This window comes from Burkholderia sp. BCC1998 (genome assembly GCF_905339875.1).
Classification (GTDB): domain Bacteria; phylum Pseudomonadota; class Gammaproteobacteria; order Burkholderiales; family Burkholderiaceae; genus Burkholderia.
Genome location: NZ_CAJPHE010000006.1, coordinates 17,700 through 41,404, shown reverse-complemented (window position 1 = coordinate 41,404; position 23,705 = coordinate 17,700). Strand labels below are relative to the sequence as shown.

At 67.2% G+C, this 23,705-nt stretch carries 21 protein-coding genes; 9 read left to right on the top strand and 12 right to left on the bottom strand.

All coding sequences use genetic code 11. From position 1 onward, the window contains the following. Nucleotides 1-19 precede the first annotated feature (19 nt). Nucleotides 20-664 (top strand): response regulator, encoded by a 645-nt coding sequence (locus U5A56_RS12890; RefSeq protein ID WP_044848871.1) that lies wholly within the window; start codon nt 20-22, stop codon nt 662-664. A gap of 206 nt (nt 665-870) precedes the next feature. Here U5A56_RS12890 and U5A56_RS12885 read toward each other — a convergent pair whose 3' ends face one another. Then, the gene (locus U5A56_RS12885) at nt 871-1,467 is read right to left on the bottom strand and encodes a phospholipid-binding protein MlaC (protein ID WP_124485984.1); all 597 of its coding nucleotides are present in this window, start codon (nt 1,465-1,467) and stop codon (nt 871-873) included. Nucleotides 1,468-1,796: 329 nt separating this feature from the next. Here U5A56_RS12885 and U5A56_RS12880 point away from each other — a divergent pair, with 329 nt between their 5' ends. Together U5A56_RS12880 and U5A56_RS12875 are read left to right on the top strand one after the other, a co-directional pair. Beyond that, nucleotides 1,797-4,430: an MMPL family transporter gene (locus tag U5A56_RS12880; protein WP_321922676.1), complete on the top strand. Its 2,634-nt coding sequence runs from the start codon at nt 1,797-1,799 to the stop codon at nt 4,428-4,430. Next, nucleotides 4,423-5,427, top strand: a complete 1,005-nt coding sequence (locus U5A56_RS12875; protein ID WP_044848868.1) for a VacJ family lipoprotein — start codon at nt 4,423-4,425, stop codon at nt 5,425-5,427. Before U5A56_RS12880 ends, U5A56_RS12875 begins: the two co-directional genes overlap by 8 nt. Before the next feature lie 112 nt (nt 5,428-5,539). Here the strand turns inward: U5A56_RS12875 and U5A56_RS12870 are convergent, their stop codons facing one another. The 5 genes from U5A56_RS12870 to U5A56_RS12850 all read right to left on the bottom strand — a co-directional run bounded on the left by U5A56_RS12870 (nt 5,540) and on the right by U5A56_RS12850 (nt 10,937). After that, nucleotides 5,540-6,247: a phosphorylase gene (locus tag U5A56_RS12870; RefSeq protein ID WP_082088758.1), complete on the bottom strand. Its 708-nt coding sequence runs from the start codon at nt 6,245-6,247 to the stop codon at nt 5,540-5,542. A gap of 3 nt (nt 6,248-6,250) precedes the next feature. Next, nucleotides 6,251-8,224 (bottom strand): squalene--hopene cyclase, encoded by a 1,974-nt coding sequence (shc, locus tag U5A56_RS12865; RefSeq protein WP_044848866.1) that lies wholly within the window; start codon nt 8,222-8,224, stop codon nt 6,251-6,253. A gap of 15 nt (nt 8,225-8,239) precedes the next feature. Continuing rightward, the gene (gene hpnE, locus U5A56_RS12860) at nt 8,240-9,493 is read right to left on the bottom strand and encodes a hydroxysqualene dehydroxylase HpnE (RefSeq protein ID WP_321922674.1); all 1,254 of its coding nucleotides are present in this window, start codon (nt 9,491-9,493) and stop codon (nt 8,240-8,242) included. 4 nt (nt 9,494-9,497) lie between these two features. Further along, the gene (gene hpnD, locus U5A56_RS12855) at nt 9,498-10,346 is read right to left on the bottom strand and encodes a presqualene diphosphate synthase HpnD (protein ID WP_321922671.1); all 849 of its coding nucleotides are present in this window, start codon (nt 10,344-10,346) and stop codon (nt 9,498-9,500) included. Between the two features lie 258 nt (nt 10,347-10,604). Beyond that, entirely contained in the window at nt 10,605-10,937 is a 333-nt protein-coding gene (locus U5A56_RS12850; protein ID WP_044848863.1) for a hypothetical protein, read from the bottom strand. 219 nt (nt 10,938-11,156) lie between these two features. On the opposite strand from U5A56_RS12850, the gene U5A56_RS12845 reads away from it, so the two are divergent. Then, nucleotides 11,157-12,041: an alpha/beta fold hydrolase gene (locus U5A56_RS12845; protein WP_321922670.1), complete on the top strand. Its 885-nt coding sequence runs from the start codon at nt 11,157-11,159 to the stop codon at nt 12,039-12,041. An 85-nt stretch (nt 12,042-12,126) separates the two neighbouring features. Here U5A56_RS12845 and U5A56_RS12840 read toward each other — a convergent pair whose 3' ends face one another. Genes U5A56_RS12840 through U5A56_RS12830 form a run of 3 tightly spaced genes read right to left on the bottom strand, consistent with a single transcriptional unit; the run spans nt 12,127 to nt 14,067 of the window. Next, complete coding sequence (locus U5A56_RS12840; protein ID WP_044848768.1) at nt 12,127-13,083, bottom strand: GGDEF domain-containing protein; 957 nt, start codon at nt 13,081-13,083, stop codon at nt 12,127-12,129. Then, a complete protein-coding gene (locus U5A56_RS12835) occupies nt 13,080-13,706 on the bottom strand; it encodes a chemotaxis protein CheC (protein ID WP_321922668.1) in 627 nt (208 codons plus the stop codon). Before U5A56_RS12835 ends, U5A56_RS12840 begins: the two co-directional genes overlap by 4 nt. Next, entirely contained in the window at nt 13,699-14,067 is a 369-nt protein-coding gene (locus tag U5A56_RS12830) for a response regulator (RefSeq protein ID WP_040138947.1), read from the bottom strand. The genes U5A56_RS12835 and U5A56_RS12830 overlap by 8 nt, the downstream gene beginning before the upstream one ends. A gap of 467 nt (nt 14,068-14,534) precedes the next feature. Here U5A56_RS12830 and U5A56_RS12825 point away from each other — a divergent pair, with 467 nt between their 5' ends. Then, complete coding sequence (locus U5A56_RS12825; protein ID WP_044848765.1) at nt 14,535-16,778, top strand: hybrid sensor histidine kinase/response regulator; 2,244 nt, start codon at nt 14,535-14,537, stop codon at nt 16,776-16,778. A gap of 45 nt (nt 16,779-16,823) precedes the next feature. On the opposite strand, the gene U5A56_RS12820 is transcribed toward U5A56_RS12825, so the two are convergent. Beyond that, on the bottom strand, nt 16,824-17,378 hold the full coding sequence (locus U5A56_RS12820) for an NADPH-dependent FMN reductase (protein WP_044848764.1): 555 nt from the start codon (nt 17,376-17,378) through the stop codon (nt 16,824-16,826). A 375-nt stretch (nt 17,379-17,753) separates the two neighbouring features. On the opposite strand from U5A56_RS12820, the gene U5A56_RS12815 reads away from it, so the two are divergent. After that, nucleotides 17,754-18,350, top strand: coding sequence for an RNA polymerase factor sigma-70 (locus tag U5A56_RS12815; RefSeq protein ID WP_124485974.1), 597 nt, complete (start codon nt 17,754-17,756; stop codon nt 18,348-18,350). Then, nucleotides 18,331-18,567 (top strand): zf-HC2 domain-containing protein, encoded by a 237-nt coding sequence (locus tag U5A56_RS12810; RefSeq protein WP_124666278.1) that lies wholly within the window; start codon nt 18,331-18,333, stop codon nt 18,565-18,567. The genes U5A56_RS12815 and U5A56_RS12810 overlap by 20 nt, the downstream gene beginning before the upstream one ends. A gap of 452 nt (nt 18,568-19,019) precedes the next feature. Here U5A56_RS12810 and arsC read toward each other — a convergent pair whose 3' ends face one another. Further along, the gene (arsC, locus tag U5A56_RS12805) at nt 19,020-19,376 is read right to left on the bottom strand and encodes an arsenate reductase (glutaredoxin) (protein ID WP_321922941.1); all 357 of its coding nucleotides are present in this window, start codon (nt 19,374-19,376) and stop codon (nt 19,020-19,022) included. Between the two features lie 1,040 nt (nt 19,377-20,416). On the opposite strand from arsC, the gene parA reads away from it, so the two are divergent. Both parA and U5A56_RS12795 read left to right on the top strand, forming a co-directional pair. Then, nucleotides 20,417-21,079, top strand: coding sequence for a ParA family partition ATPase (gene parA, locus U5A56_RS12800; protein WP_040138954.1), 663 nt, complete (start codon nt 20,417-20,419; stop codon nt 21,077-21,079). Between the two features lie 23 nt (nt 21,080-21,102). After that, nucleotides 21,103-22,164 carry a ParB/RepB/Spo0J family partition protein gene (locus U5A56_RS12795; protein WP_321922664.1) on the top strand — a complete coding sequence of 354 codons (1,062 nt, stop codon included), beginning with the start codon at nt 21,103-21,105 and terminating at the stop codon, nt 22,162-22,164. Between the two features lie 90 nt (nt 22,165-22,254). Here U5A56_RS12795 and U5A56_RS12790 read toward each other — a convergent pair whose 3' ends face one another. Continuing rightward, nucleotides 22,255-23,619, bottom strand: coding sequence for a replication initiation protein (locus tag U5A56_RS12790; protein WP_057925458.1), 1,365 nt, complete (start codon nt 23,617-23,619; stop codon nt 22,255-22,257). Nucleotides 23,620-23,705: the final 86 nt, after the last annotated feature.

The window sequence follows — 23,705 nt, the reverse complement described above, 5'->3', positions numbered from 1 at the left end:
ATAACCGGAGACCTTGCCCATGAGCGCCCCCGACACCGCCCGGCCCGCTGCCCGCCTTCTGCTGGTCGACGATCATCCGCTGGTGCGCGACGGCCTGCGGATGCGGCTCGAGGCGGCCGACCTGTCGGTGGTCGGCGAAGCCGGCAACGCGGACGAGGCACTTGCGCTCGCCGCGTCGCTCGAGCCCGATCTCGCGCTGATGGACGTCGGCATGAACGGGATGAACGGCATCACGCTCGCCGGCGTGTTCCACGAGCGCTTTCCCGGGATTCGCGTGCTCATGCTGTCGATGCACGACAACATCGAATACGTGACGCAGGCCGTGCGCGCCGGCGCGAGCGGCTACCTGCTGAAGGATTCGCCCGCGAGCGAGATCGTGCGCGCGATCGGCTCGGTGCTGGCCGGGCAGACGTTCTTCAGCGAAGGGCTCGCCGCGCGGATGATCCAGGCAAGCGCGACCGCGTCGCCGCTCGACCGGTTGACGCCGCGCGAGCGCGACATCCTCGACGCACTGGCCGAGGGGCTGTCGAGCAAGCAGATCGCGCAGCAGACGGGGCTGTCGGTGCGCACGGTGGAAACGCATCGGCTCAATCTGAAGCGCAAGCTCGAGATCGAAGGGCAGGCGGAGCTGATCAAGTTCGCGGTCGAGCATCGGCGGCGGTAGGGCGGCGACGTGCGGCGCCGCAAAAGGCACTCGCCTCGGTCACATTGATTAGCCCTACGATGCTGTTTTTTCTCGCTTCGCATGTGATTCGCCGAGTCGGCATCGCGCAGTGGAATCACCGCTCGACCGCTCGACTGACCACGAACGAAAAAGGCGCCCGGAGGCGCCTTTCACTCATCCAAAATCCTGACTGCGCGCAGCGACGCTCAATTCGTCCGCGAATTGTGCTTCTGCAGATACGCGATCAGGCCGTCGATCCCGCCCGACGCGAGCTGGCTCTTGAACTGCCCCTGGTAGACCTGGATCAGCCACGCACCCGACATGTCGATGTCGTAGATCTTCCAGTCGCTGCCGACCTTGCCGAGCCGGTAGCCGACCGACTGGCTGTCGCCCGGCGTCGTGACCGTCGACTGCACCAGCGCATCGGCACCCGACGCGCCGCCGGCCTTGAACGAGAACTTCGCGTCCTGGCTGCCGAGCTGCGCGAGCGACGCGGCATAGGTACGCGTCATCAGCAGCTTGAACTGCTTGTACAGCTCCTGCTGCTGTTGCGGCGTCGCCTGCTTCCAGGCATCGCCGACCGCGATGCGGGTCGTGCGCTCGAAGTTCGTCGCGGGCAGGAAGCGCTGCTCGACGACTTGCGTGACTTTTGCCATGTCGCCGCCGCGCGCACCCGGATCGGCCTTCATCGCGTTGACGGTGCCTTCGACCGCATTACGGACGATGTCGACCGGCGCGCTCTGCGCGAAAGCGGAAACCGACACGGCGGCCGCCGCGACGAAAGCAAACAGATGACGTTTCATACGGATATTCGCACTCGGTGAAAAAAACGGACGGCGGATTGCATCGATCGCATCGGCCGGTGGGTCGAAGTATAGCGGCCCGGCGGCCCGCCTGCCGCGCGGTGACCGACTGTTACCTTTCAGCCCCTTTTGTCACAGGGTGCCGGCCGCTGCGCGATCGGCGCCGATTATGTCAATTTCTGCCGCCCATTCGTCCGACGATTCGCGGCGATTCCCTCCCGGCGCAGCAAATATCCTTCCCGCCCCTTTACGCTCCAACGTGGCGACCGACGTCACGTGGCGCCGGTATACTCTTTGCCTTGTCCTTGCCAGCCCCTCCCCACCGCCACATGGTGACTTCTCTCATCGTCCGACTCGTCGCATTGTCGGTACGCCGCCCCGTCTGGGTCGTCGTGCTGTCGCTCGTCATCGCCGTCTTCAGCGGCGTCTACGTCGCGCAGCACTTCAAGATCAACACGGACATCAGCAAGCTCGTCGACGCGGAACCGCAGTGGGCCGCGCTCGGCCAGGCCGTCGACAAGGCCTTCCCGCAACGCAACGGCACGATCCTCGCGGTGGTCGAGGCACCGGCCCCCGAATTCGCGACGGCCGCCGCGCACACGCTCACCGAAGCCCTGCGCAAGCAGGCCGACGCCGGCCGCATCGGCCAGGTCGCCGAACCCGGCGGCGGCCCGTTCTTCGAGCACAACGGGCTGCTGTTCCTGTCGCCGCAGGAAGTGTCGGATACGACGTCGCAGCTCGCGAGCGCGCGGCCGCTCGTCAACGAACTCGCGAAGAACCCGAGCCTGACCGGGCTCGCGACCACGCTGTCCACCACGCTCGGCCAGCCGCTCCTGACCGGCCAGGTGAAGCTGCCCGCGATGGCGAAGCTGCTCGCGCGCAGCGCCGCGACGGTCGACGACGTGCTGGCCGGCAGGCCCGCCGCGTTCTCGTGGCGCGGGCTGGTCGACAGCGATGCCGCACGCCAGCCGGCACGCGCGTTCGTCACGGTGCAGCCGGTCGTCGACTATGGCGCGCTGAAGGCCGGTGCCGAAACGACCCGGGTGATCCGCGACACGGCGAAAGCGCTCGGCCTCGAGCAACGCTACGGCGCGGTCGTGCGCCTGACCGGCGAACAGCCGCTCGCCGACGACGAATTCGCGTCGGTGCAAGACGGCGCCGCGCTCAACGGCGTGCTCACGCTGCTCGCGGTGCTCGTGATCCTGTGGCTCGCGCTGCGCTCGAAGCGGATGATCGGCTCGGTGCTCGTCACGCTGTTCGTCGGGCTCGTCGTGACGGCCGCGCTCGGCCTCGCGATGGTCGGTTCGCTGAACATGATCTCGGTCGCGTTCATGGTGCTGTTCGTCGGCCTCGGCGTCGACTTCTCGATCCAGTACGGCGTGAAGTACCGCGAGGAACGCTTCCGCGATCCGCGCATCGATCACGCGCTGATCGGCGCCGCGCACTCGATGGGCATGCCGCTCGCGCTCGCCACCGCGGCGGTTGCGGCGAGCTTCTTCTCGTTCATTCCCACGGCCTATCGCGGCGTGTCCGAGCTCGGCCTGATCGCGGGCGTCGGGATGTTCGTCGCGCTGCTGACCACGCTCACGCTGCTGCCCGCGCTGCTGCGCCTGTTCGCGCCGCCGGGCGAATCGAAGACGCCGGGCTTTCCGTGGCTCGCCCCCGTCGACGACTTCCTCGATCGCCATCGCAAGCCGATCCTGATCGGCACGCTCGCGGTCGTGATCGGCGCGCTGCCGCTGCTCGCGTTCCTGCACTTCGATTTCAACCCGCTGCACCTGAAGGATCCGAACAGCGAATCGATGGCGACGCTGCTCGCGCTGAAGGATTCGCCCGAAGCGGCCGTCAACGACGTCACGCTGCTCGCGCCGTCGCTCGCCGAGGCCGACGCGGCCGCGAAGCGCCTCGACGCGCTGCCGGAAGTCGGCCGCACGACGACGCTCACGACCTTCGTGCCGGCCGACCAGCCGGCCAAGCGCGCGGCGATCGCCGCGGCCGCGAGCGAGCTGCTGCCCGCGCTGACGCAGCCGGCCGCGCCGGCCGCGACCGATGCGCAGCGCGTCGCCGCGCTCAAGCGCGTGTCGGACCTGCTCGGCTACGCGGCGGAAGATCACCCGGGCCCGGGTGCCGCCGCCGCGCAGCATCTGTCGGCATCGCTCGCGAAGCTGGCCGCCGCCGACAGCGCGGCGCGCGATCGAGCCGAACGCGCGTTCTCCGACGCGCTGCGCATCGCGCTCAACCAGCTCGCGACGCTGCTGCAGCCGCAGGACATCACGCGCGAATCGCTGCCGCCGCAGATCGTGCGCGACTGGGTCGCGCCGGACGGCCACGCGCTCGTGCAGATTTCGCCGAAGGTGCCGAAGGGCGTCGACCCGAACGACGACACGATGCTGCGCCGCTTCGCGAAGACGGTGAAGGCGGCGGAACCCGGCGCGACCGGCGGGCCGATCTCGATCCTGCATTCGGCCGACACGATCATCAACGCGTTCCTGCACGCGGCGCTGTGGTCGATCCTGTCGATCACGATCCTGCTGTGGATCACGCTGCGCCGCTTCGGCGACGTGCTGCGCACGCTGGTGCCGCTGCTCGTGTCGGGGCTCGTCACGCTCGAGATGTGCGTCGTGCTCGGCATGTCGCTGAACTTCGCGAACATCATCGCGCTGCCGCTGATGCTCGGCGTCGGCGTCGCGTTCAAGGTGTACTTCGTGATGGCGTGGCGCGCGGGCCAGACGGGCCTGCTGCATTCGAGCCTCACGCACGCGGTGCTGTTCAGCGCCGCGACGACCGCAACCGCCTTCGGCAGCCTGTGGCTGTCGCATCATCCGGGCACGTCGAGCATGGGCAAGCTGCTCGCGCTGGCGTTGACCTGCACCCTGATCGGCGCCGTGGTGTTTCAGCCCGTCCTGATGGGCAAACCGCGCGTCAAACGCGCCAAGAACCAATTGCAAGGAAACAATGAATAAGGTGCGAATCATTGCGGCGACCGTCGCTGCCAGCGCAGTGCTGAGCGGCTGCGCGACGGGCCCGAACCGCAACCCCAACGACCCGCTCGAGCCGATGAACCGGGCGATGTACAAGTTCAACGACACGGTCGACACGAACATCGCCGTGCCGATCGCGAAGGGTTACCAGAAGATCACGCCGACGCCCGTGCGTACCGCGATCAGCAACTTCTTCTCGAACCTCGGCGATCTCGGCAACATGGCGAACAACCTGTTGCAGCTGCGCATCACCGATGCAACGCAGGACCTGATGCGCGTGGCGATGAACTCGGTGTTCGGCGTCGCCGGCCTGATCGACATCGCGACGCCGGCCGGGCTGCCGAAGCACCACCAGGATTTCGGGCTGACGATGGCGCGCTGGGGCATGCCGTCCGGCCCGTACCTCGTGCTGCCCGTGTTCGGGCCGAGCACGATCCGCGACGGCGTCGGCCGCGCGGTGGACGTCCGCTTCAACCTGCTCAACTACATCGAGCCGGCCGTGCGCAATCCGATGTACATCGCGCAATTCATCAGCGCGCGTTCGGATCTGCTCGGCGCGACCGATCTGCTGAAGCAGGCGGCACTCGATCCGTACTCGTTCGTCCGCGATGCGTATCTGCAGCAGCGCAAGTCGCTGACGTATCACGGCCAGTCGGCGTCGGCCGCGCCGCCGAACTACACGGAGCCGGGTGAAGCGGGAGCGGTGCCGGCGGCCACGCCGGCCGTGCCGGGCTTGCCGAACTACGAGGATCCGGGCGAGTCGGGCGGCGCGCCGAACAACGCGCCGGCGGCGCCGGGCTTGCCGCAGTACGACGATCCGGGTGCGGACGGCGCGATGCCCGCGAGCGCGCCTGCCGCGGCCTCGGCCGCTGCGCCCGTGACGGCGCCGAGCGGGGCGACGACGGCGCCGGCCTCCAACGGCGCGCCGATCGCGCCAGCGATGCCGACCCTGCCCGCGAGCGCACCGGCCGCGCAGTAACGCGGCACGGAACCCGCCGACAAGCCGAAGCGCGCTGCATCACGCAGCGCGCTTTTTTTGTGCGTCCGGAAAACGGGAACGGAAGGGGGAGAGGAGAAGCGGCGAACGCCGCTCAGACGATCCGCATCGCGCCCGCACGCTCGAATGCGTGCCGCGCCTGGATCAGCGTCGTGCGTGCCGCGCGCGCGTCGCCTGCGACCTGCAGCAGCGGGCCGAGCTGCGACGGCTGCTTCAGCAGTTCGCGCAGGATCGGCAGGATGGCCGTGCTGCCGTCGTCGCGCAGGCCGGCCGTCGCCGCGCGCGGCAGCGTGCGCCACGCCGGGTCGACGATCGCGCGGCACACCGCGAACGGTACGCCGCGCGACGCCGCGAAGGCCGCGGCGATATGCGATTCCATGTCGACGGCGAGCGCGCCCTTCGCGCGATGCAGCGACGTCTTTTCCTGTTCGCTGACCACCGGCGCGCCGACCGCCGCCATCGTGCCGCGCGTGACGCGTGCCCATACCGGCGTGTCGTGCAGTGCGGCGACGAGCCGCGCGCTCCAGCCCGGATCGGTCTGCACGCGGCCGAACGGCCCGTCGATCGCGTCCGCGATCACGAGCGCGCCGGGCGCGAGATCGGGCGCGAGCCCGCCTGCCGTGCCGAAGCTCACGATGCCCGCGCAACCGCGCGCGGTCGCCTCGGCCAGCGCGCGCTCGAGGCGGTCGGCCCGCGCGGCGAACACGGCCTCGACGCCCTGACCGCGCGCGATGCGCGCCTCGAACGCCATTCCCGTGACGGCGATGACGGGCAACGTGCCGTTGTGCTGCGTCGGCGCCACGCGTTACATCCCGACCGTCACGCGCGTCGCGTTGGCGCGCTTCAGGTTGCGATAGCGCGCGAGCGCCCACAGCGGAAAGAACTTGCGATAGCCGTGATAGCGCAGATAGAACACGCGCGGGAAGCCGGTTGCCGTGAAGCGCGTTTCGTCCCACAGGCCTTCTTCGTTCTGCTGAGCGATCAGGTAGTCGACGCCGCGTGCAACGGCCGGGTTGTTCACTTCGCCGGCCGCCATCAGGCCGAGCAACGCCCAGGCCGTCTGCGACGCGGTGCTCGGCGCCTGCTCGAAACCGCGGTAATTCAGCTTGTAGCTGTCGCCGTCCTCGCCCCAGCCGCCGTCCTTGTTCTGGATCGACAGCAGCCACTGCGCGCCGCGCTTCATGCGCGGATCGTCCGGCGTCAGGCCGGCCGCGTTCAGCGAGCACAGGGCCGTCCACGTGCCGTACACGTAGTTCATCCCCCAGCGGCCGTACCAGCTGCCGTCCGGCTCCTGCTCCTTCAGCATGTAGTCGAGCGCGCGACGGGCCGGCTCGCTGTTCAGCGGCGTCTCGCCGAGCTGCGACAGCATCGACAGGCAGCGGCCCGACACGTCGGCGGTCGGCGGATCGAGCAGCGCACCGTGATCGGAGAACGGAATGTTGTTCAGGTAGTACTGCGTGTTTTCCGGTTCGAACGCGCCCCAGCCGCCGTCGCTGCTCTGCATGCCGACGACCCATTCGCGCGCGCGCGCCATCGAGTCGCGATACGTGTCCGTCTGCCTGAGCTTCTGCGCGCGGTCCATCGCCATCACGACCACAGCCGTGTCGTCGACGTCAGGGTAGTGCGCGTTCGCGTACTGGAACGCCCAGCCGCCGGGACGCACGTGCGGGCGGCGCGAGATCCAGTCGCCGCGCACGTCGAGGATCTGCAGCGGGCGCAGCCAGTCGAGGCCGCGCAGCACGGCTTCCTCGGCACGCGCGTCACCGGTCTCGAGCAGCGCATGCGCGGCGAGCGACGTGTCCCACACCGGCGACAGGCACGGCTGGCAATACGCTTCGTCCTCGTGCACGACGAGCAGCTTCTCGAGCGCCTTGCGCGCGATCGCGCGGTTCGGATGATCTTCCGCATAGCCGAGCACGTCGTACATCATCACCGCGTTGGCCATCGCCGGATAGATCGCGCCGAGGCCGTCCTCGCCGTTCAGGCGCTCGTCGACGAACGACACGGCCTGGCGGATCGCGCGTTCGCGCGTGTAGTTCGGGAACAGGCCGTCGACCGCGCGCAGCGCGTGGTCGACCACACGGAAGAACGCGAACCAGCCGGGGCTCTGGTGGCCCTGGCGCGGCAGCAGGCCGGCGTTGACGGGCGGGTCGATGAACAGCTCGTCGATGCGCACGCCGCGCGGGTTCTTCGCGATCGGGCGCTTCGCGTTCAGCACCAGCAGCGGCACGATCACGGTCCGCGCCCAGTACGACACCTTCGACAGGTGGAACGGGAACCACTGCGGCAGCAGCATGATCTCGACCGGCATCATCGGCACCGCGCGCCACGGAATCGCACCGTACAGCGCGAGCTGGATGCGCGTGAACACGTTCGACATCTCGGCGCCGCCCATCGCGTGGATCGCACGGCGCGCACGCTGCATGTGCTCGGCGTTCTCGTCGTCGCCGATCACCTTCAGCGCGAAATACGCCTTCACGCTCGCGCTGATGTTCGGCGCGCCGTCGGTGAACAGCGGCCAGCCGCCGTCGGCCTGCTGGATGCGGCGCAGATACTTGCCGATCTTCCGTTCGAGCTCGAGGTTCGGCGTCTCGCCGAGATAGTGGACGAGCAGCACGTATTCGGCGGGAATCGTCGAATCGGCCTCGAGTTCGTAGACCCAGTGTCCGTCCGCGTTCTGCGCGGCCAGCAGCGCGTCGGTCGCGCCGGCGACGGCCGCGTCGAGCCCGGCCGGCACGGTGCCGGCGGACAGGGTGGCCATTTCGGTGAGATCGTTCATCGGTCCCTCTGTTGCTTACTGTGTCTGGAGCACGTCCGCGGCCAGCTGGCCGGAACGGATCGCGCCCTCGATCGTGGCGGGCAAGCCGGTGGCAATCCAGTCGCCCGCCAGCACGAGATTGGTCCAGCGCGTACGCACGGCCGGACGTTTCATTTCCTGCGACGGCACCGCCGCAAACCCCGCGCGCGGCTCGACCACGAGCTGCCACGCGGGCATGGTTTCCGGGTTCGCGCCGGTCACGCGCGCGACGTCTTCCCAGATGCGCCGCGCGAGCGCATCGCGCGGCATGTCGAGCCAGCGGCCCGCGTCGCGGATGGTCGCCGCGAGCGGACCGCCGCCGGTGCGCACCGCGTCGACGACGCCGTTGACGACGGTCGTCTGCAGCGGGCCGTCGGCCGGTGCATCGACCGCGAAATACGCGGTCACGACCGCACTGAACGTGTCGGGTGCGGTGAGATCCGGGACGAGCGGCTGCGCGACCTCGGGCGGCACGGCCAGCACGACCGCGTCGCCCGGTGCGAGATCGACGCGCTCGCCGCCGATCGCGACCGCATCGACCGCGTTGCCGTGCGCGCCGAATTCGAACGCATCGAGCCGCGAATTCAGCCGGATCTGCGCGCCGCCGTGCTGCAGCATCCGCAGCGCCGGTTCGACGAATGCGCTGCCGAGCCCGTGGCGCGCGACGAGCGGGCGCCATCCGGGGCCGCCCGCGGCAAACGTGCCGCACAGCGCCGCGCGCGCGAGCTCGGCGCTCGCGTGGCGCGGCTCGACGTTCAGCACCCCGAGGAAATACGGCCGCAGCCAACGGTCCCACAGCACGCCGTCGCAGCGCATCGTCTGTGCGAGTGAGCGGCCGGTGCGCGCGAACGCGAGCGAGGCCAGCGCAAGATAATCGAGCGGCGTGGTGCCCGGCGCGCGCGATGCGGCGTCGAACAGCCACGACGGCCAGCGCCCGTTGCCGAAACGCAGCGTCCAGCGCTGCTGCGACGCGACGTCGACCACCGGACATTCAGGCAGCGCGGGCCCCGTGAGCCGATCGGCGGCGCCGATCGCGCGCAGGTAGCGCTGGGTCGCGGATTGCCCCGCGAAAACCTGATGCAGCCCGCTGTCGAGCGTCGTGTTCAGCACGCCGTCGAACCACGAGCGGCAGCGGCCGCCCGCATGCGCATGCGCGTCGTGCAGCACGATGCGCCGCCCGCGGCGTTGCAGCTCGACGGCGGCCGACAGGCCCGCGAGTCCTGCACCGATCACGTGGACGGTTCTGGGCATCGGCTCAGAACAGCGCGTAGCGCGCGGCGATCATCAGCATGCGCGCCTTCGGCTTGCGCAGCGGCGCGCGCGGGGCGGCGAAGCCGCGCGCGATCGCGGCGTCCAGGATGCAGCGATACGCGCCCGACATGATGCGCGGCGCCTTCACCTGCGCACGCGTGCACGTATCCATCACGGCGTCCGCTTCGCGGAAGTGCTCGAGCGCGCGCTCGACGAGCGTCGCGCACACGCGCGGCAGCGCCGGGTCGCGCACGATCGTCGCCGGATCGGTGATCGCGATGCCTTCGCGCGCGAGCAGCTCGCGCGGCAGGTAGCAGCGGTTGATCGCCGCGTCGTCGTCGATGTCGCGCAGGATGTTCGTCAGCTGCAGCGCGCGGCCGAGGTGGTGCGACAGCTTGATGCCTGCCGCCTCCGGGATCCCGAAAATCCTCACCGACAGCCGGCCGGCCGCGCTCGCCACGCGATCGCAGAACAGGTCGAGCGTCGGTTCGTCCGGCGCGCAGATGTCCTCGGCGGCGTCCATCGCCATCCCGTCGATCATCGCGTGGAAGTCCTCGCGCTTCAGGTCGAACGCGCGGATCTCGCGCTCGAGCGCGACCAGATGGCGCGGCGGCTGGCCGGCGAAGCACGCGTCGATGTCCGCGCGCCAGCGATCGAGGCCCGCGTTGCGCTCGGCGCGCGGCAGGTCGCTGTCGGCGATGTCGTCGACCGCACGGCAGAATGCGTAGACCTGGAACATCGCATCGCGCTGCACGGCCGGCAGGATGCGCATCGCCAGATAGAAAGAACTGCCCGATGTGACGGCAGCGGCGTCGGTTTCTTGTTCGTCCACGACGAGATTGGAAACGGCCAAGACGAGCTCCACGGAGACACCCACGCGGGGCGATTGAAGAAGCCATGCCCGGCTGGGTTGGTCAGGGCGTCAAATGCGTGCGAGATATGCGAACGATCGACGCAGACAGGCACAAATTACCGGCCGGAAGCCGGAATTGGGCGAAAGTATAGCAATCTTTGACGTTCGATGGCGGACACGCGCCGCGCCCGGCGGGCCGCGCGGGGCCTGGCGGGCCGGCGTGGCCCGCCGCGGCGGGGAGCGGCACCGCGCCGCCCGTCAGCCGTAGACGATGTCGCGCTGCAGGTCGAGCGCGATGAGCCCCATTTCGCGGGTCAGCTGCAGCATCGAGCGGCGTTCGAGCCGCGAGCCCATGAAGCTCGTCACGCGCCCGTCGGGCTCCGCCGTGAACTGGAACGACGGGCCGCCGGTGCCGAACCACGCGCCCGGCACGTCGGGCGATTCCTGCCAGTCGATCTGCTCGAACACGCGCGCGATCCCCGCGCGCACCATGTCGCTCGGGCCGATCGGCGGCGCGGTCTCGCCCAGGTCGTCGAGGGAATAGGGGCCTGGTTTGTCCGGCCGCCGGTAGAAGAGGTAATCGACGTTCATGGGGCGCAATCGGGAGCAAAGCGTCAAATTAGCGCGCTTCGGCGCAAATTCAAATCAGATCGAGACGAAATGTGGCCTGTACGAGACAAAAGCGCCGCATCCCGACAGCCGGTGCGAGCCCGCGCACGCTCTGGCCGTGCGTTCATGCCGGGGCGCGCAGCTTCGTCCACGCGGCTTCGTCTAAGATGAACATCTTTCTCGAAAAAACACACGGACACCATGGAGACGAACGTAACCGCCACCGCGCCATCCGACCATCCCGTTTTCGTGCTGGTGCACGGCGCGTGGCACGGTGCGTGGTGCTACGCGCACGTCGCGGCCGCGCTCGCCGCGCGCGGCTACCTGTCGATCGCGCGCGACCTGCCCGCGCACGGCATCAACGCCCGCTTTCCCGCATCCTATCTCGAACGGCCGCTCGACAAGGACGCCTTCGGCGCCGAGCCGTCGCCGGTCGCGAACACCACGCTCGATGATTACGCGACGCAGGTGATGCAGGCCGTCGACGACGCGTACGCGCTCGGCCGCGGCAAGGTCGTGCTCGTCGGGCACAGCATGGGCGGCCTCGCGATCACCGCCGCGGCGGAGCGTGCGCCGGAGAAGATCGCGAAGATCGTCTATCTCGCGGCGTTCATGCCCGCGTCGGGCGTGCCGGGCCTCGACTACGTGCGTGCACCCGAGAACAAGGGCGAAATGCTGGGCCCGCTGATGCTCGCGAGCCCGCGCGTCGCGGGCGCGCTGCGGATCGATCCGCACAGCGGCGATGCCGCGTATCGCGGGCTCGTGAAGCGCGCACTGTATGACGACGTGCCGCAGGCCGACTTCGAGGCGGTGGCGAACCTGATGACCTGCGACGTGCCGGCCGCGCCGTTCGCGACCGCGATCCCGACGACCGCCGCGCGCTGGGGCGCGATCGACCGTCACTACATCAAGTGCCTGGCGGATCGCGTGATCCTGCCCGCGCTGCAGCAGCGCTTCATCGACGAAGCCGACGCGTTCGTGCCCGGCAATCCGACGCACGTGCACCAGCTCGACAGCAGCCATTCGCCGTTCGTGTCGCAGCCGGCCGTGCTGGCCGGCGTGCTGGCGGATATCGCGAAAAGCTGACGGGGGCGCGGCACGCGCGGTGTGCGGTGTGCGGTGTGCGGTGTGCGGTGTGCGGTGTGCGGCACGTAGCCGCGGCACGCCGCGCTTACGCGTACGCGATCGACCGGTCGCGCCCGAGCCGCTTCGCGCGATAGAGCGCGGTGTCGGCCTCGTTCACGAGCACGTCGCACGCCAGCGCGCCGGCCGTCGCGCACGCGCCGCCGACGCTCGCCGTCACCGGCACGCTGACGCCTTCCGCGTCGACCGGCGTGCTGCCGATCGCGTGGCGCACCTTGTCCGCGACCCGCATCGCTTCGTCGAGATTCGTGCACGGCAGCAGCAGCGCGAATTCCTCGCCGCCGAAGCGGCCGAACGTATCCTGCGCGCGCACGATCGACGCGACGCGGCGCGCCGTCTCGCGCAATACCGCATCGCCGGCCGCATGCCCGAACCGGTCGTTGATCGTCTTGAAGTGGTCGAGGTCGAACAGCAGCACCGACAGGTCGCCGCCGTAGCGCTGCCAGCGCGCGAACTCGTCACTGAGCCGCGCCTCGAAGAAGCGCCGGTTCGCGATGCCGGTGAGGCCGTCGAGATTCGCATGCTCGCGCAGTTTCGCGACCGCCTCCTCGCGCTCGCGCTGCATCACGCTCACGTGCGTGACGTCCGAGATCGTCACGCACACGGCCTCGACTTCCCGGCCGCGCGTGAGCGGCATGAACGTGCAATCCTGCTGCATGTAGTCGACGCCGCCCGTGATCGGCCGGTCGTGCTCGAAGCGAAACAGGTAGGGCCGCTGCTCCCAGGAGCTGAACGCGAAGCTGCCGAGCTGGAACACGCTCTCGAGCTTGCGCTCGAGCCACGCGCGCGGCAGCGCCGGAAAGCAGTCGAACAGGTTGCGGCCGATCACGTCGGCGGCCGGGATGCCGCTGTGGTCCTGCATGAAGCGATTCCACATCAGCACGGTCATCGCGCGGTCGAGCACGAACAGGCCGAAGCCCACCCGTTCGATCACGAGGTCGCTCAGCGACGCGGCAGTGGCGGTGGCGGCGGGGGTCGCGTTCATAGCGCGGACAGCAACGCGTCGAGCGCGTCGCCCATCAGCCGGATCGAGTCCTCGGCCATCAGCATCACGAAATGTGCGCGGAACGCGTGATCCTCGAGGCCGAAGTTCACTTCGAGCAGCAGCGCGACGCTCCAGGCGAGCGCGGTCGGCTGGAACACGTCGTCGAACGACACGTTCGCGCCGAGCAGCCCCGGCGGGAAAAACACGGGCTTGCGGCCGAGCTCGTCGAGGATCGACGCGACGCATGCGCTCATCAGCACGTTCGAGACATCGAACACGAGTTCGTCCTGCGTCGCCATGCCGGCATACAGGCCGTCGCCGAACGTGCGCTCCATCAGCGACATGAGCCGCGCGACGCCCGCGCTGCGGCACAGCACGATCGCCTCGCCCTTGATGTCGGAACGGAATCCCTGGCGCACGGCCGTCACGTTCTCGTGGATGCCCGTCATCTCGCGCAGCGCGTCGCCCGCATCGGCGGCCTTCACGACGCGCACGCGCGGTACCGACAGCTCGATGAAGTGCCCGAGCAGCAGCGCAAGCCGTGCGGCGGCACGGCCCATCGCGAGGTTGGCGATTTCCTGCAACGCGTCGCGTTGCTCCGCCGTGAACACCGATTCAGGCATACAACCCATACTCCTTGAGAATGGGCAGCAACGCCTCCGACGTCACGGGCTTGGCAACGAATGCGATCGCACCCAACTCGCGCACGCGTGCTTGCGCCTGCGGCTGGATATCGGCGGATACCACGATCACGAACGTGTTCAGGTCTTCGTGGCGCAGTGTCTCGAGCACCTGATAGCCGTTCATGTCGGGCATCGTCAGGTCCAGAAACATCACGGAAGCCTTGCCGTCACGATAGAGCGCCAGGGCCTCACGACCATTCGCCGCATACGCGACGTCGACGTCCCAGTCCCCCGGGAGTGCCTTTGTCAGAAGTTTGCGAGCGAGCAAGGAGTCGTCGGCGATCACGATCGGCAAAGGCATGGCGGCGAAGCGGTATACGGAATGGTCTCTCTCGCGTTAACGACCGCGCGGCGCGCTTCTTTAGGCGCCATGCGATCAAGCGCGGCCACCGCCGTGCGGCCGCGCGCGGGCGCCGCGGCGCGAGGCACGCGACACACCGCGCCGCAAACGCCGGCGGGCGCATATATCTGTCATGGGGAAAGCAAGGCGCGATTCTCTGAGTAAACCGAAGGCGGTGCAACTCGCCATTTTCACCATTTCGAACAAAATCGATTCATTCGCCCTGCATTCTGAAAACAGCCGCGACCATTTTCGAGATAAGCACGCAAAATTTTTCTTTGTGTACGTTTGCGCTGCCGGATTCATAGCGTTTTCAAACTTTCACCGTGCCCCTGTCGGAATCACCAGGTTGCACATCGGTGCGGCGGTACGGCGCACGTGCGCAACTCGTTTATGATGGAACACCTCCGCTTCACCCGCTTTCTTCGATGACGTCCGAACGTCCCGCCGACTCCCGCACGCACACCGCACCGCCCGCCGACGACTGGCAGGACGACGGCAACTATGCGTCCGGCGCGCCCGAGCACGATTTCGCGGTCCGGCGCGTGACGCTGATCGTGCTGCTGGTCGCGGCGATCGTGCTGCCGTGCATCTACGTGTCGGTCATGGCGTACAACGACCTGAAGGCCCGCGAAGCCGCGGCGAGCGACGTGACGATGCGCACCGTGCGCGTCGCCGAGGAACATGCGCTCAAGGTGTTCGACCTGAGCGAGACGCTCGATGCGCGCATCGTCGACCTCGTGCAGGACATGGACGACGCCACCGTGCGCCGCCACGAATCCGACATCCACGAAGCGCTGAATACGATCGGCGGCGGCTATCCGCAGGTGGCCGCGGTGTCGATCTTCGGTGCGAGCGGGATGCTGCTCGCCAACAGCCTCTACTATCCGGCGCCCTATGCGTCGATCGCGAACCGCGACGACTTCGCCGGCATCCGCGACGGCCGCGTGATCGAACACATCTCGAAGCTGATGATGGGGCCGCTCAAGCTCGAGAACATCCCCGTGTTCAACACGGGCGTCGCGCGACGCCATAGCGACGGTTCGTTCGCCGGCATGGTGTCGATCGCGCTGAAGTCGTCGTATTTCAACGCGTTCTACCGCGACCTGCTCGGCGGCGCGGCCACCCCGATGACGATGGCGCTCGCGCGTTCCGACGGCGCGGTGATCGCGTCGTATCCGCCGCCGCCGTCGCTCGCGCACACCGATCTCACGGCCACCTTCGGCAACGCGCAAAGCGATCCGCGCGCGGGCGTCGTGCGGGTGCGCCACGACGGCGCCAGCAGCGAGATCGTCGCGTACCGCCAGGTCGGCAGCTACCCCGTGTACGTGACCTGCGCGTACCGCACGTCGGCGATCTGGCGTGAATGGTACGAACACCTGAGCGTGCTGTTCATCTCGATGTTCGCGCCGTCGATCGCGCTGTGGTCGGTGATCTGGCTGTCGCTGAAGCGGCTGAAGGCGGAAGAGGAGGCCTGGGACCGCTGGCAGGCCGAAGCGTCGATGCGGCGCTCGATCGAATCCGCGTACCGGCAGTCGCGCAAGATGCAGGCGCTCGGCAACCTAGTCGGCAGCGTCGCGCACGACTTCAACAACCTGCTGATGATCATCTCCAGCAACGTGCAGATCGCGCGGCGACGCGGCGTCCAGCATCTCGACAAGGAACTCGGCGCGATCGAACGCGCGCTGAAGAACGGCCAGTCGCTCACGCGCCAGCTGCTCGGCGTCGCGCGCAAGCAGCCGCTGCACAGCGAGACGATCGACGTCGGTCAATGGCTCGGCACGTGCCGCGAACTGCTGAAGACGTCGCTCGGTTCGAAATCGCTGCTGGTCGTCGCGATCGAGCCCGGCGTATGGCCGATCCGGGTCGATGTCGCGGAGCTCGAGCTCGCGGTGATCAATCTCGCCGTCAACGCGCGCGATGCGATGACGGTCGGCGGCCGCTTCACGGTCGGCGCGCGCAACGTGACGCTGCGCCGCGAGGACGGCTTTCCGCTGACCGGCGACTTCGTGCAGATCTCGCTCGACGATACGGGCTCGGGCATGCCGCCCGACGTGCTCGCGCGCGCGTTCGAGCCGCTCTTCACGACGAAGGCGCAGGGGATGGGAACGGGGCTCGGGCTGCCGCAGGTGTTCGCGTTCTGCGAGCGCTCGGGCGGACTCGCGACGATCGACAGCGCGGTCGGCGCCGGGACGTCGGTGCGCCTCTACCTGCCGCGCGCACGCGTCGAGGACATCGTCGCGCGACCGCAGGCCGCCGTGCACGACGCGGGCGGGCTTGCCGGCCTGCACGTGCTGCTGGTCGAGGACAACAGCGAAGTCGCGGCCGGCACCGAGGCGCTGCTCACGCTGCTCGGGCACCGCGTCACCTATGCGCCCACCGCCGACGACGCACTGCGCCTGATCGAAGGCGCGGCCGCGAACGACGCATTCGACCTGGTGATCTCGGATATCCACATGCCGGGCCGCCTGAACGGCATCGATCTCGCCGAAGCGATCGACAAGCGGCCGGGGAAGCTGCCCGTGATCCTCGTCACGGGTTACGCGGAGGAACTCGACCGTACGCGTACCGTCGACGTGCGCGTGCTGTCGAAGCCGTTCGACATCGCGCTGCTCGACGAGATCCTGCTCGGCATCCGGGAAGCGCGCGACGCACGGCACGCCGGCGCCTGACCCGCGGCATGCGGGCCGGTGCCGGCGGCGGCAAGGAAACGGCGATCAGGCCGCCTTCAGCACGCGCACCCAGTCGACGTAGCGGTCGACGAAACCCTGCAGGAACTTGCGGGTGTCTTCGCTGACGATCTGGCCCTCGTCGTCGATACGCGCCGGGTCGTGCTTGATGAACATTTCCGGCTGGCCGAGCGTCTTTACGTCGAGATACGCAAGCACGTTGCGCAGGTGCTGCTGCGCGAGCGCGGTACCGGTCGCACCCGGCGACGTGCCGAGCACCGCACCCGGCTTGCCGGACCACGAGTTGTGCCCCCACGGGCGCGAGCCCCAGTCGAGCGCGTTCTTCAGCACGCCCGGGATCGAGCGGTTGTACTCGGGCGTCACGAACAGCAGCGCGTCGGCCGCCTCGATCGACTGCTTGAAGCGCTTCGCGACTTCCGGAAAGTCCGCGTCGTAGTCCTGGCTGTAGAGCGGCAGTTCGCCGATCTCGACGAATTCGAACGAGAAATCGGCGGGGGCGAGCGAGATCACGGCTTGCGCGAGCGCGCGGTTCCAGGAACCGCGACGCAGGCTGCCGACGACGACTGCAACACGATAGGACATGGCTTTCTCCTTCCGGTGAGTAAGGAATCGGGTCGATTGATTCTGGACAGGCGACAAAGGTCTGTTTATAGGCAAGCCAGCCCGCGAGCCGTCCCACGGGGCCGACCGGCCGACTTTCCACAAGGTTTTCCACAGAAATTGTGGATAACTTGACCGTTATGGTCTGATGTTACAGACCGCCCGCGTCGCGATTTCGCGGCGCGCGACGCCAGGCTTCGGCAAGCATAGCGCAGCGCGCCGGCCGGCTTCGTGAATTCGCGACGGAACATGCGTTGCAGCGCAGCGTCTCGCCCAGTAAGCTGCTCGCACACCGCGATGCGCCCGCCCGGTGGCGCGCACGCGAGCGCTTTCGCTTCGTAAGGCTCCCGACCTGCCATGCTGTCCGCGTACGACGATCCTGCCTATCTCGCGCAACTGCGGCGCGACCTGCTGCGCTTCGCGCGACTCCAGCTCCGCGACACCGATGCGGCCGAGGATGCCGTGCAGGAAGCGCTGACCGCCGCGTGGTCGCACGCGGGCGAGTTCGCGGGACGGTCCGCCCACAAGACCTGGGTCTTCGGCATCCTGCGCAACAAGCTGATCGACATCCTGCGCGCGCGGCAGCGGACGGTGAGCCTGTCCGCGCTCGATGCGGAACTCGACGGCGAATCCGCGCTCGATCGCGAACTCTTCAAGGAAAACGGGCATTGGGCGCCGCACACGAAGCCGCGGCCGTGGCCGCGGCCCGAAACGCTATTGCAGCAACAGCAGTTCTGGATGCTGTTCCAGGTCTGCCTCGACCACTTGCCGGAACACATCGGACGCGTGTTCATGATGCGCGAATTCCTCGACGTCGAGATTGCCGACATCTGCAGCGAACTGACGTTGACGACGAATCATTGCAGCGTGCTGCTGTATCGGGCGCGTACGCGCCTGCGCACCTGCCTCAGCGAAAAAGGAATGACGACCGAAGATGCTGCCGGGGAAATGTAGGGACGTGACGCGACTGCTGTCGGATGCGCTCGACCGGTCCTTGACGCTTCATGAGCGCATGCAGGTGCATGTGCATCTGCCGACTTGCAGCGGATGCCGCGTGTATCGCGGGCAGATCGCGCTGCTGCGGACGGCAGCGCATGCGGCGGCGGGGCGGGGGACGGGGGATGAAGCGGGTGGCGATCGGGATGAGTCGTCGGGCGACGGGCAGGGCTGAGTTGCTGCCTTGTGATTTCTGCTACGAGCGGTTCATTTGATGACGGCTGGGAGCGTAGCCACGGTGGATGGGTGCGGTATACGAATTCAGTCGGTCGATCCGGCGCGTCTCGTGATTGCTGCTGCGAGTGGTTCGTTTGATGACGGCTGGCAGCGTAGCCACGGTAGACGGTTGCGGTATTCGAATTGAGTCGGCCAATCCGGCACGTCTCGTGATTGCTGCTGTGAGTGGTTCCATCGATGACTGCTGGCAGGGCAGCCACGGTGGACGGTTGTGCTACTCGAATTCAAGCGGTCGATCCGATGCGTCTCGTGATTTCCGCGACGCGCGGCTCATTTGATGACCATCGGCAGCGTAGCCACGGTGGTCGATTGCGGCTCGCGAATTCAGCCGCTTATTCCCGGCGCGCTCGCGCCGGGATCATGCGATAAGAAAAATACGCCGAACAACAATTATTCGAACAGCGCGCGCACCAACTCGGGCGGACGGCCGATGGCCGCCTTGCCTCGATACACGACGATCGGACGCTGCAGCAGAATCGGATGAGCCGCAATCGCTTCATAGGCCTCCGCGTCGGTCAGGCTCGCACGGGCCAGATCCAGCGTCTTGTACGGCTCTTCGCCGTCGCGAAGCATGTCGCGCACCGGGCGCCCGAGCTGACGATGCAACGCTTCCAGTTCCTCGACCGTCGGCGGCGTCTTCAGATACTCGACGACATTCACCTGCGTGCCGGCGGTGTTCAACGTCTCGACCAATGCGAGCGTCTCGCGGGACTTTGAGCAGCGGGGGTTGTGGTAGATCGTGATCATCATTCGGACCTGGATAGGAAAGGCACGTATTGTAGCCAGTCTGGTTGCGTGCGTTTCGGCGGGGACCGGCGCGCGGGCGAAAGGGGAGTTGGAGTACGGTGCGGCGTGCAGGGGGAATCGTTCGCGCCGACGAGCGGGCAGAGCGCGTGATGCCTTTATGCGCATAAAGTGCGTTGTATGGACCATCGCCACGGCCGTCTGCGGTGGCGAGCGCAGATGAACGACGACTCATCGCTATGGCGTGTTGCAGGTTCTCACGCGAGGGCCACCGTACGGTTTTATCCGTCGCCGGGTTTATGCGCATAAAGCTGTCGCTTCGCGAGGTGGGGAGGTCCACTGATATCGCGACTGGCCCGGACACTTCGATGCCTCGAACGATCAGCGGGGCGATACGCGATTGCGTCCATCCGGGGCGTTGTCTCGGGGCATATTGATGCGCGCTTGCCGACGTGGGGCCGCCGATCGCTGCCGAGCCTCTCGATGGTTTATGCGCATAAACGCTGGGGGCGGCCAGCGCTTCACCGCTTCACCGCTTCACCGCTTCACCGCTTCACCGCTTCACCGCTTCACCGCTTCACCGCTTCACCGCTTCACCGCTTCACCACTGCACGGTGCACGGTGCACGGCACACGGCGCGAGTATCGCGCCGGCCTGAGCCGCGCCGCGTTCGTCATCCAGGCTCGTGCTCAAGCGAGGACGCCGACTCGCAGATGCTCTCCAGCACCGCCGAAGTTTATGCGCACAAACTCCTCCGTCACCAAGGCCCCGTGCGTTCGGCTATCGAGAGGGTAGGCGCCAACACATTGCGCCGATCAGCTTCTCGAATGACGGGCAGAAACGCCTGTCGTCACGACGATCCATCGGCTCATCATCCACCGCAGCAATCTCGCCGCCATCCGCTGCAGTCAGCCAGCGTCCCCATTCGTTTATGCGCATAAACCGATAGCCCGAATGGCTAACGCGTAGTTGGCAAACGACAATTTCATTGAAATATAAATATCGTCCTGTAAAATTCCAACGACCAAAAACAGGAGTGAAAATTGGCCGCGGAAATCATTGCAGTCACTCAACAAAAAGGTGGCGTCGGCAAAAGCACGATTGCCATGCACCTCGGCGCGGCATTCCATGAGAAAGGGAAGCGCGTCCTCGTCATCGACGCCGACGGTCAAAACACACTGGTTCACTGGTCGAGCGCATCCGGTGACAGCGACGCCGGCATCCCGTTCCCGGTCGTCAATCTCGCCGAAGCCGGCGGCCAGATCCATCGCGAGATCAAGAAGTTCATCAACGACTACGACATCATCGTCGTCGATTGCCCGCCGTCGATCACCGAGAAAGTCTCCGGCGTCGTGCTGCTGGCCGCATCGATCGCCGTGATTCCGACTTCGTCGTCGCCAGCCGATTACTGGTCGAGCGTCGGGCTGGTCAAGCTGATCCAGCAGGCGCAGGTGATGAACGAAGACCTCCGTGCCGTCTTCCTGCTGAACAAGACCGAAGAGAAGCGCATGCTGACCCGCGAGCTCAAGCGTGCGCTCGAGGAACTCGGCTTCCCGTTGCTGAAGACGCAAATCCCGACCCGGGAAGCGTACAAGCAGGCAATGGCGCTCGGTCAGACCGTGCTGCAGATGAACGATCGCGGCGCCAAGCTGGCCGCCGCGGAAATTCGCGCATGTGCCGACGAAATCGTCGCCATGCTGCCCTGACTTTATGCGCATAAAGGAGTCACATGAAACCCTCCCAATTTGCAAAAGGATTCCAAGCGCGCCCGGATATCACGACGAGCGAGAAGCGCACGGCGCTTGATCGGCTGAATGCCATCGACGGCATCGTCAAATCCGAGACGGCCACGCCGGCCCCGACGAAGTCCGCCAAGAAGGACATCACGCCGCCACCGTCTCCGGACGTCCTGCTCGATCCGTCGATCGACGAGTCGCCGCAATATCGCGCGTGGCGCCTCGAGAACCGCTATGCGCCCGGCCAGGTAATCGAACTGCCGTTGAAGGCGATCAAGCATAGCCCGTTCAACCCGCGGCACTTCTATCTGAAGTCGTCGATTGCCGAACTCGCGGTCAACCTCGCGAAGCAGGGGCAGCAGCAGGCGATCCACGTGATTCCGGACTACGACAATCCGGGCTCGTATTTCGTCAGCGACGGCGGCCGCCGCGTGCGCGCGCTGAAGGAAGCGAACAAGGAGTCGGTGAAGGCGATCGTGATCGACGTGCCGATCGGGATCCAGAGCTACAAGCTCGGCTACGACCTGAACGTGCAACGCGATTCGCAGACGGTGTTCGACAACGCCGTCGTATGGCGCCGCTTCCTCGACGACAAGCACTTCCTGAGTCAGAAGGAACTGTCCGAGCATCTCGGCCTCGACGAGTCGACGGTCGCGGTCGCGCTGTCGATCGGCAAGCTGCCGGAAAGCGTGATGCAGGAGATGGTCGCGCGTCCCGATCGTTTCGGTTCGAACATGGCGTATCAGGTCGGCCGTTATCACGGCGCGCGCGGCACCGAGGCGACGCTGCGCCTGATCAACAAGATCGTGTCCGACGATCTCAGCACGCGTCAGGTGTCGGACATCGTCAAGGGCCGCGTCGCGGCGCAGGAAACGCCGAAGCCGGCGGGCCGCCAGCGCTATGCGCAGCGTCTCGAGATCAAGCTCGGCGGAAAGTCGGTCGGCGACCTGAAGTCGTATGGCGAAGACCGCATCGAACTGCGCCTGCGCGGCCTCCCGAAGGACAAGCGCGACGCGATCCTCGAGCAGCTCGAGCGGATGCTGTTGTCGGACTGATGGAAACGGCCGGCAGGGCCTGGCGATGCGCCGGGCTCGCCGGTTGGGCGGGCAACCGGCGGCGGCCCGTCAGAGGGGCCTGAACAGGCCTCAGGCGGCCCGCGATTGATTCAGGGTGAATGACAGCAGGTCGCCGTCGGTCGGCTCGCCCCAGGTCTTCTGGGCCAGCCAGTCGAAAAACGCCGTCTCGGCCAGCTTCGAATCGAGGCCGCGCTTGCGCCAGTCGTCACGCAGGTGCGAGCCCATCGTCGGCAGCACTTCCGACTCGAACGACTCGCGCGCCACTTCGCGCTCCGCGTCGCCCTGCTCCTCGTACAACACCTTCGCTTCCTTGCGGCGGAACGCCGCGAATTCGCTCAACAGACGCGCCTTCAGATCGTCCGGCTGCGCCGCGACGACCTTCGCGGCAGGCGTGCCCGACGGCAGCGCGTCGACGGACTCGACCGGCGGCGCATAACCCTTCTTCAGCGCATCCTTGAACAACGCGGGCGCGCTGCGCACCGGCGGCAGCGTCGTGCTGCGCATCCGTTGCTCGGTCATCTGCAGCGCGGCGCGAATCCGGTTTTCCTCGCTGTCCGCATAGAGCGTCTGCGCTTCCTTGAGCGGAATCCCGAGCTTCACCATCCGGTCGACCAGCGTGCTGTCGAACACGTTCGGATGCTCGTCGAGCGCGAGCATCGGCTGCTTGCGCTCGGTCACGCGGAACTGGATCTCCGCGACCCGGCGCCCTTCGCGATGTTCGATCAGTTCGACGAAGATGTTGGTGACCGCATTGACCTCGGCGATCGCCGGACGCAGGTAGTCGCGCTTGAAGTACTTGTACTCGCGCTTCGCCTCGTCGCCGGCTTCCGTATCGGGCGTGCCCGACAGGATCGGCCGCCACCATTCCCACGGCTCGCGCATCGTCAGGTGGCTCGGGTTCGTCAGGTAGCGCACGCAGATCTCGTAGAGCGCGAGACCGGCGCTGCTGCGCAGCTGGCTCTGGAACTGCAGGCTCAGACGCGCGTACTGGACCGGGTCGAGCAACTTCTTCTTGATCTTAGGTGCGAACGAGAATTCGACCCACACGCGGCGGGTAGCCGGATCCTCGAGAATTTCGGCATCGGCGATCAGCGTCGAGATCCCCCACTTGCGGCCCGGCTTCTGGCTCGACGTCCCCGTGCTCCATTCAACCTGGACCGACACCATGCGGCGCAGGTGTTCCTTCACCAGCGCGGTGTCGTTCGAATCGAAGGCGGAGTTGGCGACGATATCCGACAGCAGCGCGCGATACGTATCGCCCGAGTCGTCGGCCTGCTGCGCGACGGCGAGCAGGACGTTGAACAGCTTGCGGGTCAGGAGCGTGATCTTGCCGCTCTTCGGCTGAATTGCGATCGCCTCGACGGCCTTACGCAATTCGGCTGAACTGGCACTCACCACATCCACATCGGTTTTCTTGGCGCGCTTCGTGGCCATGCGTCGGGTCGGAGGAGAAGTTTCACGGAAGGATAGCGCCTGTGGTGATGTGCGTCCAGAACGACATGCTCACCATAGCGGGTGAA